Origin of the sequence: Allosalinactinospora lopnorensis (assembly GCF_000981225.1) — a bacterium.
In the GTDB taxonomy this organism is placed as follows: Bacteria; Actinomycetota; Actinomycetes; order Streptosporangiales; family Streptosporangiaceae; genus Allosalinactinospora; species Allosalinactinospora lopnorensis.
Map to the genome: position 1 here is coordinate 59,687 of NZ_LAJC01000004.1, position 14,054 is coordinate 73,740.

Sequence of the window (14,054 nt, forward strand, 5' to 3'; positions counted from 1 at the left end):
CGAGAGTCACACTGGTTCACATGCGTTACTTATCAGTACGAACTTCGCTAGGATCATAACCCCTGCTCAGATATGTGACAACGGGTGGTTTGTTTCGGACACAGACATATCGGTTAGGGTCGGGGGCCCCTACTTTTGATGCCGCCCAGAACAGTATTCGGCCCGGGAGTCCGTCGACGGACTCCCGGGCCGTGCCCCGGAACGTTAGGCGTCCCGGACCGCTCTCACGAGGCGTGCGACGCCTCGACCTCCGCCAGGTACCTACGCGCCAGATCAGGGTCGAAAAGCCAGTTCTGGTAGTCAGGCGGATAGTCCCACCCCTGGATCCAACGGTCGGCGATCTCTTGGTACTTCAGGGCCCCGTCCACCATCTCCTGGAAGTGCTCGGGAAGCCCCGGTTCCCACAACGTGGAGAGCATTTCGGCCCACTGCTGCACCGGAAGCCCGTACTCCCAGAACTTCTCGAATATCAACGTCAGGGTCTCCCGGTCGAAGGTTCGGTCCCCGTGTCCGACGATGTTCTCCAGGTAACTCTCCGCGCACCGGATGGAATTGTTCCAGCCCTGCCCGCTGAAGGGGTCCATGGTGATCACGACATCGGCGATTCCCAGGACGAGCCCTCCCGATGGCAGGGTGCCCACCGGGGCGCGCACCTGCGGGGTGAGGTCCTCGATCAACGTGCTCTTGCCGTCGACCAGCTGTGCGTCCTTGCACCGCTCGTAGTAGTGCGGGGCGTACCTGCGCAGAAGCTCCTTCATCCGGCGTAACTGCTCCCCCATAGCCGGCCGGTCCGCCCAGGCGTCCATCGGACCGCCCTGCTTGCCGACGAGGAACAGGGAGTGACAGGGCCCTTCGGCGGTGAGGGTCGGGATGAAGATGAAGTTGCCCGCACCAGCCGCACCCCCGGCCCACCCGATGTCCTCGCTCTCACCGGGATCGGGCTCAACGCCATAGATGTTCGCCTGCGCGATCACCCGGGGACGAGCACCGCTGAAGCGGGAGGTGTCGGCGTCGAACAGCTCCCCCAGCTCGCCACCTCCCACCGCGACCACGACAAGGTCGAACATCCGGGAGAAGTAATCGAGATCGGTGACTGTCACACCGTGGATGACGACCTTGCCGCCACGGTCCTCGAAGTATTCGAGCCAGTCGGCGATCTTGACACGGCGATCGACCGATATCGTGTAGGACTCGCCTCTCCCACTCTTCCCCTTGATAGCCACCGATGGCGCGTCGGGAGGGTAGAGGTGCAGCTTGAACATGTCGATCTTCGGGGCCTGCGGGCTCCAGAAGTCCAGGCGGTGCTCGCGCTCGTACTCCAGCGCGGTCGGCGGCGTGAACTGCGTGATCGCGGGTCTGCCGGTGCGGATCTCAGTGGAGGTCTGACTGGTGATGACCGTAACGTCGTACCCGTGATCCAGCAGGCCGTGGGCCAGATGAAGGCCTGAGTGCCCTGCACCGACAACGAGAACCTTGCGCATCTGAAGTTTCCTTCTCGGGGGGCGACAGCGGGGGCGGGTATCCGCCCCGAGGAGAGAAGCGCTGGACAGGATTGGCAAGCCGGCTGGCGGGCTCAGCAGCCCTGTCGCCGTCCAGAGCATAGCGGAGCAGCGCCTTCAGCCCGGCACCTGCACAGGGCCTTGGCGGACCTCGAAGCCAGGGCTCCGATCACCTGGTCGGTCATCCCTAGAAGAGCCGCTGGAGGCCACGAAGCACCCTCTCGAGGAGCTGGGTGTCCGATGGGCCGTCACCGGTGATGGTCGGGTGGATGTAGGCGAGTTCCTGTTCCGCGAGATCACTGAGCAGCACCTGGGTGACCCCCAAAGGGAGTTCCAGCTTCGCGGAGATTTCGGCGACGGAACGCGATTCCCGACACAGCAGGTAGATGTTCCGGGACTCGGGCAACAGGTTCCCGGGCGGATCCTGGCCGTCGTCCACGGTCGAAATGATGGTGTGCACCATGAGCGGATGGCGCGATCTCGTCCGCCCGCCCGTGAAGGTGTAGGGACGGACGCGGCTCCTCTTGCGCCTTTGGTAGCCCACTAGCTGTACGACCCCCTTCGCCCGTCAGGCCGGGGAGCTTCCTGCACCACGCGCCCTCAGCTCCCCACCGTTTCGCGGAGCTGGGAGCGCACCTGCGGCGTGAGAACGTGGGCGGCGTCATCCACAAGCCGCGCCATCTGGTGGCCGACGATCTTCATGTCCGCTTCGGAGGAGCTGAGCACCGCGAGGCAGGAACCGTCGCTGATCGCCGTCATGAGCAGGTGGCCGCGTTTCATGCGGACGATGAGCTGTTCGCACTCTCCCTTGGCGAACATCCGAGCGCCGCCCTCCGTCAGGCTGCTCAACCCGCTGACGACCGCAGAGAGCTGCTCCGCGTACTCCCGCGGAAAGTCCTGGGAGGCGGTCAGCAGCAGGCTGTCGGACGAGACCACAATGGCGTGCTCAACCCCGCTCACTTCGGAGACGAAGTTGGAGACCAGCCAGGTGAAGTTCTCGGCGTTCTCACTCAACGACAAGGCATCGCTTCCTTCGATCGACGGACAATAGGAAATCGCCCCCAGAACGCACAAGCGCCCCACCGGAACACCGAGGTCATAGGGATTTCTGCACTACAACGGCAGTTTTCCGCTCTTTCCACGAATGAACCGCTGATTCGGAGGTCAGCTTAGCAAAAAACGCGTTCCACGCTAACTCTTCACGATATTCGCAGATCAAGCCAATCAACCTGGAATAACGGCGATACACGACGGCAAGGAGATGCGCCCGGTTTGCCTATGAAGCGCGGTTCGTTAACCGCAGAGACGTAAGAGGCGGGGCGGCTATATACAGACTCCCGGAATACTCCCGGGAATCCCATAGGTCCGTTATCAACAGGGATGGCCGGAAACCCGCCGCCCCTGAGCTCCGCCGGACCGCCGCAGCGGTCACATGACCGGCGGCTCGGCCAGGAGAACGACCTGATCGGCTGCAACATCGAACCCGAGCACCGGACGGCCGCGGTCCCCTTCCGGCTCCATCAGCACCGGTTCGCCCAGCCGCCGCCCGGTCGCCCGCAGAAGACCGCAGAACACGTCGAGTCGCTGCCGGCCCCGCAACTTCCGCAGGTCGACATCGAAGTCGACCTCGTCCGGCTCCTGGAAGCGGAAGATCGCCAGCACACCGGCCGCCGGCCGGGCGGGACAGCACCGCCTCCGCCCGTGGCACCGCCCTTTCAGGCGGTACGGGAGGTTTCACCTGCGCGGGTGTGGAGATCTCGTTGGCATAGGAGGAGAGCGGCCACCGCCGACACAGGCCCTTTCTCGCGTGTTGACGTGGCGACTACCCAGGATCAGAGGGGAACGCGGAAGACCGGGGAAGGAGTCCGTGATGTCGTTGTTCACTGACCGGGAGGACGCGGGACGGCGCCTCGCCGCGGAACTGGAGCATCTGAAAGGCGAAGACGCCGTCGTTCTGGCTCTGCCGCGCGGTGGAGTGCCCGTGGGTTTCCAGGTCGCCGCGGCGATCAGCGCGCCGCTGGATGTGATCGTCGTCCGCAAGCTCGGTGTCCCCCACCAGCCGGAATTGGCGCTGGGCGCCATTGGCGAGGGAAGCGTGCGGGTGATCAACGACCGCGTGGTCAGCCTCGCCGAGGTCAGCGCGGAGCAGATCGCCAGGGTGGAGGCGAGCGAACGAGCGGAGCTGGAGAGCCGCATACGCCGGCTGCGCGGGGACCGTCCGCAGGTGCCCGTGGAAGGGCGGGTCGTGATCGTGGTGGACGATGGTATCGCGACGGGGTCGACCGCCCACGCCGCCTGCCAGGTGGCGCGGGCGCGGGGCGCGGCCCGCGTGGTCCTCGCGGCGCCCGTGGGGTCTGCCGACTCCATCGCGCGGCTGCGGAAGGCCGAGGACATCGACGAGGTCGTCTGTCCGGAGACGCCGCGCTCCTTCTCGGCCATCGGCCAGTTCTACCGGGACTTCTCCCAGACCTCCGACGCCGAGGTGGCGGCTCTGCTGGCCAGGGCCGCGGCCGTACACAGCGGTGGGTCCGAGCGGGGCTGACGGCCGTGCGGTGGCGGGAGCGTCTCGGTGCCCCACTGGACGGCGGCCACGAAGGCCATGTTTGACCGCCCGACCACCGGGGCAGCCAAAGTGCATTCAGGGATGAAGGGCGTCCGGATCGGGGGGATCCAATGGCTGCCTGCGAGGTCTGCGGAAACGAGTACGAACGGGCCTTCGAAGTGCGTATGGCCGGGCAGAGCCACACCTTCGACAGCTTCGAATGCGCGATACACCGGCTGGCGCCGTCCTGTGAGCACTGCGGTTGCCGGGTGATCGGCCACGGGGTCGAGGCCGGTGAGCACGTCTTCTGCTGCGCTCACTGCGCGGTCGCCGAGGGGCAGACGGGGCTGCGCGACCACGTTTCCGCGTGATGGCGGACGCGGACCGGCGCAGCCGGAGGGCACTGCCGCCCGGGTAGGCCTCGCCGCGGAGGGGACAACGGGGATGCGGGTCAACGACGAAGTCGCGGCCCTGCTGCAGGAGTACGCCGACCTTCTCGCCATCACCGGCGGCGACGCCTACAGGGTCCGGGGTTACGAGAAGGCCGCCCGAGCGGTGGCCGGCCACTCCACGGACCTCGCCCGGCTCGATCCCGACGGGATTCGGGCCATACCGAACGTCGGCACGGCCATCGCGGCGAAGATCGAAGAGTACCTGGCCGGCGGCAGCATCCCGCAGGTCGAGCGGCTGCGCGCGAAGATCCCCGCGGGCGTGCGGGAACTCACGCGGGTCCCCGGGCTCGGCCCCAAGACCGCCATGGTCCTGTACGAGGAACTCGACGTCGCCTCCGTGGACGCCCTGGAGGAGGCGATCCGGGCAGGCCGACTGCGCGGTCTGCGCGGTTTCGGCCCCAAGACCGAGGAGAACCTGCTCGGCGGCATCAGTCTGCTGCGCGAGGCGAGGGAGCGCGTATCGCTCGGCGAGGCGCTGGAGACCGCCGAACGCGTGGTCGCGGAACTGTCCGCGATCGAGGGCTGCCGCCGGTGCTCCTACGCCGGTTCGCTGCGCCGGATGAAGGACACCATCGGAGACATCGACGTCCTGGCGGCCTCGCGGCAGAGCGCCCCGATCATGGAGGCCTTCCGGCGACTTCCACTGGTGGACCAGGTGATCGCGAGCGGCGAGACCAAGACCTCGGTGCGCACGCCCAGCGGGGCGCGGATCGACCTGCGGGTGGTGCCGCCCGAGACCTGGGGAGCCGCCCTGCAGTACTTCACCGGGTCCAAGGCCCACAACATCCGCCTCCGCGAGATCGCCGTCCACCGCGGGCTCAAACTGTCGGAGTACGGCCTCTTCGACGCCGGGACCGGTGAGAAGCTCGTCTCCGAGACCGAGGACGACGTCTACCACCGGTTCGGCCTGCCCTGGATTCCGCCGCAGTTGCGCGAGGACGCCGGCGAGATCGAGGCGGCGCAGCGCGGCGCGCTTCCCATCCTCGTGACCGGCGACGAAATCCGCGGCGACCTGCACACCCACACCGACCTCACCGACGGGTTGGCGCCGCTCGACGAGATGGTCGCGGCGGCCGCGAACCGCGGCTACGCCTACTACGCGGTCACCGATCACGCGCCCGACCTGTACATGCACCGCATGTCCGACGAGAAGATGCTGGACCAGCGCGAGCGGATCCGCGAACTGGACGGCGCCTACAACGACATGCGTGTACTGCACGGCACCGAACTGAACATCGGCCCCGGCGGCGAGGTCGACTGGCCCGCGGAGTTCCTCGCCGGATTCGACGTCTGCGTGGCGTCCGTGCACTCGCACTTCACCCAGCCGCGCGCGGAGATGACCCGCCGGTTCGTGCGGGCGTGCGAGAACCCCCATGTCAAGATCCTGGGCCACCCCACCACGCGGATCATCGGCCGGAGGCCTCCGGTCGATGTCGACCTCGAAGAGGTGTTCCGGGCGTGCGCGCGGACGGGCACCGCCCTGGAGATCGATGGTGCTCCCGACCGGCTCGACCTGATGGCCGACCACATCCGGCTGGCCCGGCAGTTCGGCGTCGTCTTCGCCGTCGACAGCGACGCGCATGCCGCGCCACACCTGGACTTCATGCGCTACGGCGTCGGCACCGCCCAGCGCGGCGGGCTCGGCGCCGACGACGTCATCAACACCTGGCCGTGGGAGCGGCTCGCCGGCTTCCTCCAGAGGCGGTGAGTGCCGGCCCCTCCGCCGCCCGTTCCGGAAGGCGCCCGAAGCGGTCCGGAGCGGAGGTGCGCCTCGGAGGCCGGTGCGTCAGCCGGCCCGCCAGTCCGACGACCGCACCGCCCCGGCCGCCTGCGGGCCCATCATGGTGAGACCGCCGTCGACGTACAGCGACTCGCCGGTGACGTAGGAGGATTCCGGCCGGGCGAGGAACGCGATCGCCGCCGCGACCTCGTAGGCGTGGCCCGGACGCGCCAGCGGGTACCCGGGGCGGCTGCCCGGAGTCGGCATCTCGTTGTGCTGCCCGGTCATCGGGGTGGCGATCTCTCCGGGGGCCACCGCGTTCACCGTGATGCCGTACGCGCTCAGCTCCAGCGCCAGCATCCGGGTGAGCATGCGCAGCCCGCCCTTTGCCGCGCAGTACGGGCCGGCACCGATTCGCGGATAGGCCTCGTGCACGCTCGTCACATTGATGATCCTGCCTCCGCGGCCCGTGTCGGCCATGCGCCGGGCGGCCAGTTGCGAGCACGTGAACGGCCCGTCGAGATCGATGGCCAGGGTGTCCCGCCATTCCCGGTACTCCGTGTCCATGAGGTGCCGGCTCGTGCCGACCCCCGCGTTGTTCACCAGGACGCCGAGCCCGCCGAGCTCGTCGGCCATCTCGCCGACCTCGCGGGCGGCGGCGAGCGGGTCCTTCAGGTCGAGGCGGCGCACCGCCGTGCCGCGTCCGAGCTGCTTCACCTCCTCCGCGGTCTGCCTCGCACCCTCTTCGTCGGTGTTGAAGGTGATACCGATGTCGAACCCCTCCGCGGCGAGGGCCACGGCCGTCGCGTTGCCGATGCCGCTGTCCGCCCCGGTGATGATCGCGACCCGGTCGTACCCGGTGGCCGTCTTCCCGGACAGCTCCGCCGCTTCCCGCACGGTTTCCTCTGTCATGGAGTCCCCCTCGGTTGCCCTTGTCATCGGGCCTCTCTGACCGACCGCTCTCTTGTCAAACGTGCGGCCGGCCCGCTCAGGAGCGGCGGCGGCCGCCAATGGGCGCCGACAGCAGTGCGCGAAACACGCAAACACTCCGCCCACCGCACATGGCGCCATTGCTCTTGGAGAGGGGCGAAAACCGAACGAACACCCCTTGCCCCAACTGCACAAAACGCGCATACTTAACGCTTAACATGCGCGAAATGAGCAACAAGATGCGTAGCCATCAGCGGCTGCTGGACGCCGTCCTGGACGGGGTCCAGCGCGTCGAGGACCTCGCGGAGGCGCTGGGCGTGAGCCCGTCCACGGTCCGCCGGGGCCTCGGTGACCTGGAGTCGGCCGGGAAAATCGTCCGCACCCACGGGGGTGCGGTACCGGCGGGGCTCGCCGGTGAGCTCTCATGGACCCAGAAGAGCCGACAGCACGCTCCTGCCAAGCGCCGCATCGCCGACCGTGCCGCGCGGATGGTCGAGGAGGGCGCGTGCGTGCTGCTGGACGCCGGCAGCACCACCACCTTCGTCGCCGAACTCCTCGCGGAGCGGACCGGGTTGACCGTGGTCACCAACGGGACCGGACCGCTGTGGGCGCTGCACGACGCCACCGGCGTCGAGCTCATCGTCGCCGGCGGGCGGCTGCGGCACCGGCGGGGCTCGATGGTCGGCGACCACACCCGTGCCGTTCTGGACCGCCTCACCGCTGACATCGCGTTCATCGGCGCCGACGGGTTGCGGCCCGGCAAGGGCGTCAACTGTTCGAGTGCCGATCTCGCCGCGGTCAAGGAAGCGCACTTCCGCAACACCCGGCACGCCGTTGTGGTCGCGGACTCCAGCAAGATCGGCGCCGCGCCCTACCCGCACTGGGCGGTGGCCCCCGGCCCCTACACGGTGATCACCGACGACGCGATCACCGAGGATGGCCTGCAATCGCTCTCCGACGACCCGCACTGCACCCCCCTCGTCGTGCCCTTGGGCACCTCACCCCCGCCCCCGCACTAGCACTGGAGATCGGGCATGGAACCGCACCTGCTCGCCGCCCTCGTCCTCGGTGTCGCCTCCGTCGTTGCGCTGGTCCTGTGGTCCCGGTTGGACGCCTTCGTGGCGCTGCTGACCGGTGCCCTCGTCACCGGCGTCATCGCCGGCGTCCCAATAACGGATCTGATCGAACACCTGACCACCGGCTTCGGCGACACCCTCGCGGGCATCGGCATCGTCATCGCCCTCGGGGTGATGATCGGCAAAGTCCTCGAAGAGAGCGGCGGTGCCGACGCTCTGGCCAAACTGTTCGTGCGCCTCGCCGGCAAGGGCCGCGAGGACGTCGCGATGACCGCCACCGGTTCGGTGGTCTCCGTCCCGGTGTTCTGCGACTCCGGCTACGTGATCCTGCACCCGCTGGCGCGCTCGATCGCCCAGAGGTACGGCAGGCCGCTCGTCACGATGTCCCTCGCGCTCGCGGGCGGGCTGGCCCTCACCCACCACATGGTGGCTCCCACACCGGGCCCGCTGGCCGCGGCCGGCCTGCTCGGCGCCGACCTGGGCACCGTCATCCTGGCGGGGATCCTGTTCGTCATCCCGCTGGTCCCGGTCGTGATCGCGTATGCGCGCATCATGGGGCCGCGGCTGGAGTCCCGGATCGACCCCGCGCTCGTGCCCGGCCTGCGTGCCGAGGAGGCCGGTACCGGGGCGACCGGGAAAGGCGGCGCCGGCGTGTCCTCCCCGCTGACCAAGGACGGCCGCGACATCAGCGAGGAGCCGGGCGACCCCGGTGTCAGCGCGTTCAGCGCCGGCATCCCGCTGCTGCTGCCGTTGCTGCTCATCGTCGGTAACACCTTCACCGAGGCGCTCGCGCCGGACACCCGGCTGGCCGGCGTGTTCGGGTTCGTCGGCGAACCGGCGATCGCCCTGCTGATCGGCCTGGTCGTCGCCGTCTACCTGCTGCCGCGCCGCGGCACCGACCGCACGACCGTCCTGAGCTGGCTGACCGCGGCCGCCGCGTCCGCCGGAATGATCGTCTTCATCACCGGGGCGGGCGGCGCCTTCGGCGAGGTGCTGCGGCAGTCCGGGGTCGGTGACGCCCTCGCCGACGCGGTGGCCGGCTGGCCGTTCCCGCTGTTCCTCATGCCGTTCCTGATCGCGACCTTCGTGCGCGTCGCCCAGGGGTCCGGCACCGTGGCCATCATCACCGCGGCCACCCTCAGCCAGCCCTTCGTCGAGGCGAGCGGCCTCGACCCCACTCTGGCCGCGTTGTCGGCGTGCGCCGGATCGTTCGTCTTCTCCTACGTCAGCGACTCCTACTTCTGGGTCGTGACCCGCTTCACCGGACTCTCCGGCGGAGCCGCCATGAAGATGTGGACGGGGATGACCACGCTGCTGTGGGCCGCGAGCCTTCCGCTGCTGGGCATAGCGGCGCTCATCCTGGGATAAGAGGCGGTTATGGCACAGGTCCTCGTTGTCGCCGACGACCTCACCGGCGCCAACGCCACCGGTGCGCGGTTCGCCCGGGCCGGGCTGAGCGTGGTGACCCTGGACCCGGCGCGTGTGGGCTCGGCGGGCGCCGGCTACGACGTCGTGGTGGCCAACACCGGCAGCCGGCACCTCCCGGCGGCCCGCGCCGCCGAACTGGTCCGCGACGCCATCGCGGCGGTCTGGCCGGTGCGGCTCGTCGTGAAGCGCACCGACACCACGTTGCGGGGCAACATCGGGGCCGAGGTGGAGGCGGCCTGGCGCGCCGTCCGGGACCGGGTGCCCGCCGAGGTCGCGGTGCGGGTGCTGCTCGCACCGGCCCACCCCGCCTCCGGCCGGGCGACCGTGGACGGTGTCCAACTGCTGGACGGCCACCCGCTGGAGCGGACCGAGCTGGCGCTCGACCCCGCCGCCCCGATCCGCACCAGCGTGGTCGCCGACATTCTCGCCCAGCAGACCCGGCTCCCGGTCGGGCGCGTGCCGATCAGCCAGGTCACCGCGCCGGGACTGGCCGACCGGCTGGCCGAGGGCGACCACCCCGTCGTGCTGTGCGACGCCCTGGTCGAGGACCATCTCTCGGCCATCGCCACGGCGGCCGCGCACGTCCACGAGAAGGACAGAACCGTGTGGGTGGCGGTCGACCCCGGCCCCTGCGGCGCCCTGCTCGCCGCCGCGCTGAACATCCGGTGCCGGGAGGCAGCGGGGCCGCTGCTCGCCGTGGTCGGCAGCGCCACCGAACTGACCCGCCGCCAGCTTGAGCGTGTCCGCGGTACCACCGCGGCGACCTGTGTCGACGTCGACGCCGCCGAGCTCACCCTCGGGGACGGCGGCTACCGTGCGGCCCTCGCCGCCGACCTGCGCACCCTGCTCACGGAGCGCGCGTTCCCCGAGGTCGTCATGGTGCGCACGGTGGCGAGCAGCGGTGCCATCGTCGAGATGGCGGAGGGAGCGCGCCGTGCGCTGCCCCGGCTGCTGGCGCGGGTGGTCGCCGACAGTGTCGGCGCGGCCGGCGAACGCCCGCCCAGCGGCCTCTACACCAGCGGCGGCGACATCACCGGGGCGGTACTGGATGCGCTGGGCACGCACGCGCTCGACGTGGGCGGCGAGGTCGTCCCGCTGGCCGTGCACGGGACACTGGTGGGCGGGCCGCTCGACGGCGCACCGATCGTCACCAAAGGCGGGCTGGTCGGCGACGACGACACCGCTGTGGAATGCCTGCGCCATCTGCGGCACACCGCCCGGTCGCGCCGCCGGCGGGTGCACGCCGGGATTTGAACCGAACGCGGGCCGCCGCGCCCGCGTGAGAGCAGAGCCGCATCGTGGCGAGCTCCGCGAGACCACAGGAGGAGAACAACCGTGACCCAACGTCCGACCCTGGCCCTCACCGTCGGCGATCCGGTGGGGATCGGCCCGGAGATCACCGTGCGCACGCTCGCGGACGCGGGCGGATCGGCGCCCGCGCGCGGGGTCGCCGTCGCCGATCCGGCGGTGCTGCGCCGAGCCGCGGCGGTGTGCGGACTCGATGTCGAGGTGCGCGCCCTGAGCTCCTGGGACCTCCCCGCGCCCCGTGCGGGGGTCATCGACTGCTACGACATCGGTGTCCTGGGCGACACCGAACTGCCGTGGGGCGAGGTCGACCGCAGGGCCGGCCGCGCGGCGGTGCGCGCGATCGAGGTGGCCACCCGGGCCGCCATGGACACGCTCGTCTCCGGCGTCGTCACCGGTCCCATCAACAAGGAGGCCATCTGGGCCGCGGGCAGCGAGCACCTCGGGCACACCGAGATGCTCGGCGCGCTGACCGGAGTGACCCGGCAGAACACGATGTTCGTGGTGCGCGGGAAGAAGATCTTCTTCGCCACGCGGCACGTGTCGCTGCGCCAGGCGCTCGACCAGACCACGGAGGAGCAGCAGATCGCCCAGATCGGGGAGGCGCTCACGGCGCTGCGCGTCTTCGGCCACGACGAGCCCCGGCTGGCCGTGGCCGCGATCAACCCGCACGGGGGCGAGAACGGCGCGTTCGGCGACGAGGAGATCCGCCATCTCACCCCGGCCGTGCAGCGGGCGCGGGCCGGCGGCGCCGAGGTCACCGGCCCCGTGCCGGCGGACTCGGTGTTCCACCGGCTGCTGGAGGGCCACTACGACGGTGTCCTCTCGCAGTACCACGACCAGGGCCACATCGCCGCGAAGACGTTCGACTTCAACGGGACCGTCTCGGTGACGGTCGGACTGCCCATCCTGCGCACCTCGGTGGACCACGGCACCGCCTTCGACATCGCCGGCCAGGGCGTCGCCGATCCGGCCACCATGAGGTCGGCGTTCCTGCACGGCGCGGAGTTCGCCCACTTCGCCGACCGGATCCGCGCGGAGTACGGGGGCTGAGGCCCGCGGCCGGCCGGCGTTCTGCCGGCCGGCCGCCGGGAGCCCGTCTCACTCGCGGTCGGCGTCCGCCACGTGACCGGTTTCGGTGTCGCCGGCCCGCACCCGGGTGCCCACGTCGACCTCGGCGCGTTCGGCGGCCAGCCGCTGGAGGGCCTCCTCGCGGGTGATCCGCTGGGGCGGGGTGAGCAAGGTGACGGCGACCCCGGCGGCGAGCGCCACCGCCAGCGACGGAATCACCGGGTTGCCCCAGAACTCGGTCCAGGACTCGACACCGTTGACGGTCAGCGCCGTCGCGGAGCCGCCGACCATGGCCGCCAGGCCCCCCTGCCAGGTGGCACGCGGCCAGAACTTGCCGAGTACGGCCGCCACCAGCAGACCTGTGAGCACCGTGGAGATCATGAGCGTGATGTACTCGATGATGGTCGTCGCCATCAGCGCGAAGGCGAGGGCCACCCCGAGTACGGCGATCAGCGCGAAGCGCGAGTAGCGCACGATGTGCTCGGCCCGCGGAAGCCGCCCCGTCACCAGGTGGGTGACATCGCGCAGCAGGATGGTGACCGCGGTGATCGCGTCGGAGTCCCCCGACGACATGGTCGCCGAGAGGCCGGCGACCAGAAGGAGGGCGCCGATCCACACCGGGAAGACCTCGGTGGCCAGGTACGGGAACGCCAGGTCGGGACTCTCCAGGCCGGGCCGCATGCCGCTTGCCGCCAGACCGGCGATGGCGGGCATGACGGCGAAGGCGGCGAACAGCACCCCGACCAGGGCGAAACTGCGCCGCACGGTCCGGGTGTCCGCAGCGGAGTAGATCCGTTGCCGGTAGGAGGGGGTGGCCAGCACCCCGACGGCGATGACGAGGGCCAGCGACACCGCGGGCAGCGCTCCGAGCGCCTCCACCCCCAGGACCGAGGTCGCCTCGTCGGGCGCGGCGCTGCTGACCTCGCCGAGCCCGCCGACCTTGACCACGGCGAGCACCGCCAGTGCGGTGAACCCGACGAACAGGATCGTGCCCTGCACGGCGTCGGTGATCACGACGGCCAGGTAGCCGCCGAGCACGGTGTAGGCCCCGAAGCCGAGCGCGACGACGATCTTGGCCGTGGTCATGTCCATGCCGGTGATGTAGGACAGGTACAGCGACCCACCGAGGATGTGGGCGCCCAGCCAGCCCATCGACGCGATCAGCATGGCCACGGCGACCACGCCCTTCACCACGCGGCTGGCCCCGTAGTAGGAGCTCATCTCCTCCGGGAAGCTCATGAATCCGTGCTCGCGCACGTCGGCGAAGAGCCAGAGGAGCGCGAACACACCGATCGCCCCGCCGATGCCGTAGAGCGCTCCGGCCCACCCGTTCTCGTAGGCGAAGCCGACGGCCCCAAGGCTGGAGCCGGTGCCCACCAGTGTGGCCAGTGTGGTCCCCACCAGCAGGGGCGTGCCCAGGCGGCGCCCGGCGAGCAGGAAGTCCTCACCGCTGGCGGTGCGGCGCGCGATCCACACGCCGAGGCCGAGCATCACGGCCAGGGACGCCAGGAAGGCCGTGAGGAAAATCGGGTTCGTTCCGGCGAGCATCGGTAACCTCCATTGCCTCGGTGCGTGCAAGCACCGCGGGATGAACCGCCGACGTCGTTGGCTACGGCGGGGACGGGAAAGGGGGAACGGGGGTCAGGCGCTCGGCCGGTACAGAACGGCGTCGACCTCGATGGCGAATCCGGGCAGGTCGGCCCGCAGGGTGGTCCTGGCGGGCGGCTCGGCACCGAAGTACTGCGCGAACAGTTCGTTCATCGCCGCGAAGTCGTCGAGGTCGCGCAGGTAGACCCCCACTCTGACCGCGTCGGCCAGTGTGGCTCCGGCGGCCCCGGCGACCGCGGCGAGGTTGTCGAAGGCGGCGCGCGCCTGCTCGACGAACGGCCCTTCGACGCGGGAACCGTCCGGGCGGGCGGGGATCGCGCCCGCGCAGTGGATGTGGTCTCCCGCGACGACGGCGTGCGAGTACGGGCCGCCGGGGGGCGCGGCGTCGGGGGCGTGGATGACGCGTTTGGGCACAGCAGGCTC

Annotated in this window: 14 protein-coding genes; 7 read left to right on the forward strand and 7 right to left on the reverse strand. The window is 70.1% G+C overall.

Annotation, left to right across the window (positions count from 1 at the left end; translation table 11 throughout):
• Nucleotides 1-224: 224 nt before the first annotated feature.
• From VS93_RS02640 to VS93_RS02655, 4 genes are all read right to left on the reverse strand, one after another.
• Entirely contained in the window at nucleotides 225-1,481 is a 1,257-nt protein-coding gene (locus VS93_RS02640; protein ID WP_046468416.1) for a styrene monooxygenase/indole monooxygenase family protein, read from the reverse strand.
• Between the two features lie 205 nt (nucleotides 1,482-1,686).
• Nucleotides 1,687-2,043 (reverse strand): DUF742 domain-containing protein, encoded by a 357-nt coding sequence (locus VS93_RS02645; RefSeq protein ID WP_082126567.1) that lies wholly within the window; start codon nucleotides 2,041-2,043, stop codon nucleotides 1,687-1,689.
• A 56-nt stretch (nucleotides 2,044-2,099) separates the two neighbouring features.
• A complete protein-coding gene (locus VS93_RS02650; protein WP_046468418.1) occupies nucleotides 2,100-2,513 on the reverse strand; it encodes a roadblock/LC7 domain-containing protein in 414 nt (137 codons plus the stop codon).
• 414 nt (nucleotides 2,514-2,927) lie between these two features.
• The gene (locus tag VS93_RS02655) at nucleotides 2,928-3,161 is read right to left on the reverse strand and encodes a hypothetical protein (RefSeq protein WP_201776541.1); all 234 of its coding nucleotides are present in this window, start codon (nucleotides 3,159-3,161) and stop codon (nucleotides 2,928-2,930) included.
• 208 nt (nucleotides 3,162-3,369) lie between these two features.
• Here VS93_RS02655 and VS93_RS02660 point away from each other — a divergent pair, with 208 nt between their 5' ends.
• From VS93_RS02660 to polX, 3 genes are all read left to right on the forward strand, one after another.
• A complete protein-coding gene (locus VS93_RS02660) occupies nucleotides 3,370-4,041 on the forward strand; it encodes a phosphoribosyltransferase (protein ID WP_046468419.1) in 672 nt (223 codons plus the stop codon).
• Nucleotides 4,042-4,172: 131 nt separating this feature from the next.
• Complete coding sequence (locus VS93_RS02665; RefSeq protein WP_046468420.1) at nucleotides 4,173-4,412, forward strand: hypothetical protein; 240 nt, start codon at nucleotides 4,173-4,175, stop codon at nucleotides 4,410-4,412.
• Nucleotides 4,413-4,485: 73 nt separating this feature from the next.
• The gene (gene polX / locus VS93_RS02670; protein ID WP_046468421.1) at nucleotides 4,486-6,201 is read left to right on the forward strand and encodes a DNA polymerase/3'-5' exonuclease PolX; all 1,716 of its coding nucleotides are present in this window, start codon (nucleotides 4,486-4,488) and stop codon (nucleotides 6,199-6,201) included.
• A 78-nt stretch (nucleotides 6,202-6,279) separates the two neighbouring features.
• On the opposite strand, the gene VS93_RS02675 is transcribed toward polX, so the two are convergent.
• Entirely contained in the window at nucleotides 6,280-7,125 is an 846-nt protein-coding gene (locus VS93_RS02675) for an SDR family oxidoreductase (RefSeq protein ID WP_052745482.1), read from the reverse strand.
• A gap of 257 nt (nucleotides 7,126-7,382) precedes the next feature.
• Between VS93_RS02675 and VS93_RS02680 the strand changes: the two genes are divergently transcribed.
• The 4 genes from VS93_RS02680 (at nucleotide 7,383) to pdxA (ending at nucleotide 12,005) form a co-directional block, all read left to right on the forward strand.
• Nucleotides 7,383-8,162, forward strand: a complete 780-nt coding sequence (locus VS93_RS02680; protein WP_046468464.1) for a DeoR/GlpR family DNA-binding transcription regulator — start codon at nucleotides 7,383-7,385, stop codon at nucleotides 8,160-8,162.
• Between the two features lie 15 nt (nucleotides 8,163-8,177).
• On the forward strand, nucleotides 8,178-9,587 hold the full coding sequence (locus VS93_RS02685) for a GntP family permease (protein ID WP_046468422.1): 1,410 nt from the start codon (nucleotides 8,178-8,180) through the stop codon (nucleotides 9,585-9,587).
• Between the two features lie 9 nt (nucleotides 9,588-9,596).
• Nucleotides 9,597-10,901: a four-carbon acid sugar kinase family protein gene (locus VS93_RS02690; protein WP_046468423.1), complete on the forward strand. Its 1,305-nt coding sequence runs from the start codon at nucleotides 9,597-9,599 to the stop codon at nucleotides 10,899-10,901.
• 81 nt (nucleotides 10,902-10,982) lie between these two features.
• Entirely contained in the window at nucleotides 10,983-12,005 is a 1,023-nt protein-coding gene (pdxA, locus tag VS93_RS02695; protein ID WP_046468424.1) for a 4-hydroxythreonine-4-phosphate dehydrogenase PdxA, read from the forward strand.
• Nucleotides 12,006-12,053: 48 nt separating this feature from the next.
• Here the strand turns inward: pdxA and VS93_RS02700 are convergent, their stop codons facing one another.
• On the reverse strand, nucleotides 12,054-13,571 hold the full coding sequence (locus VS93_RS02700) for a sodium:solute symporter family protein (protein ID WP_046468425.1): 1,518 nt from the start codon (nucleotides 13,569-13,571) through the stop codon (nucleotides 12,054-12,056).
• A gap of 93 nt (nucleotides 13,572-13,664) precedes the next feature.
• On the reverse strand, nucleotides 13,665-14,045 hold the full coding sequence (locus tag VS93_RS02705; RefSeq protein WP_046468426.1) for a RidA family protein: 381 nt from the start codon (nucleotides 14,043-14,045) through the stop codon (nucleotides 13,665-13,667).
• Nucleotides 14,046-14,054: the final 9 nt, after the last annotated feature.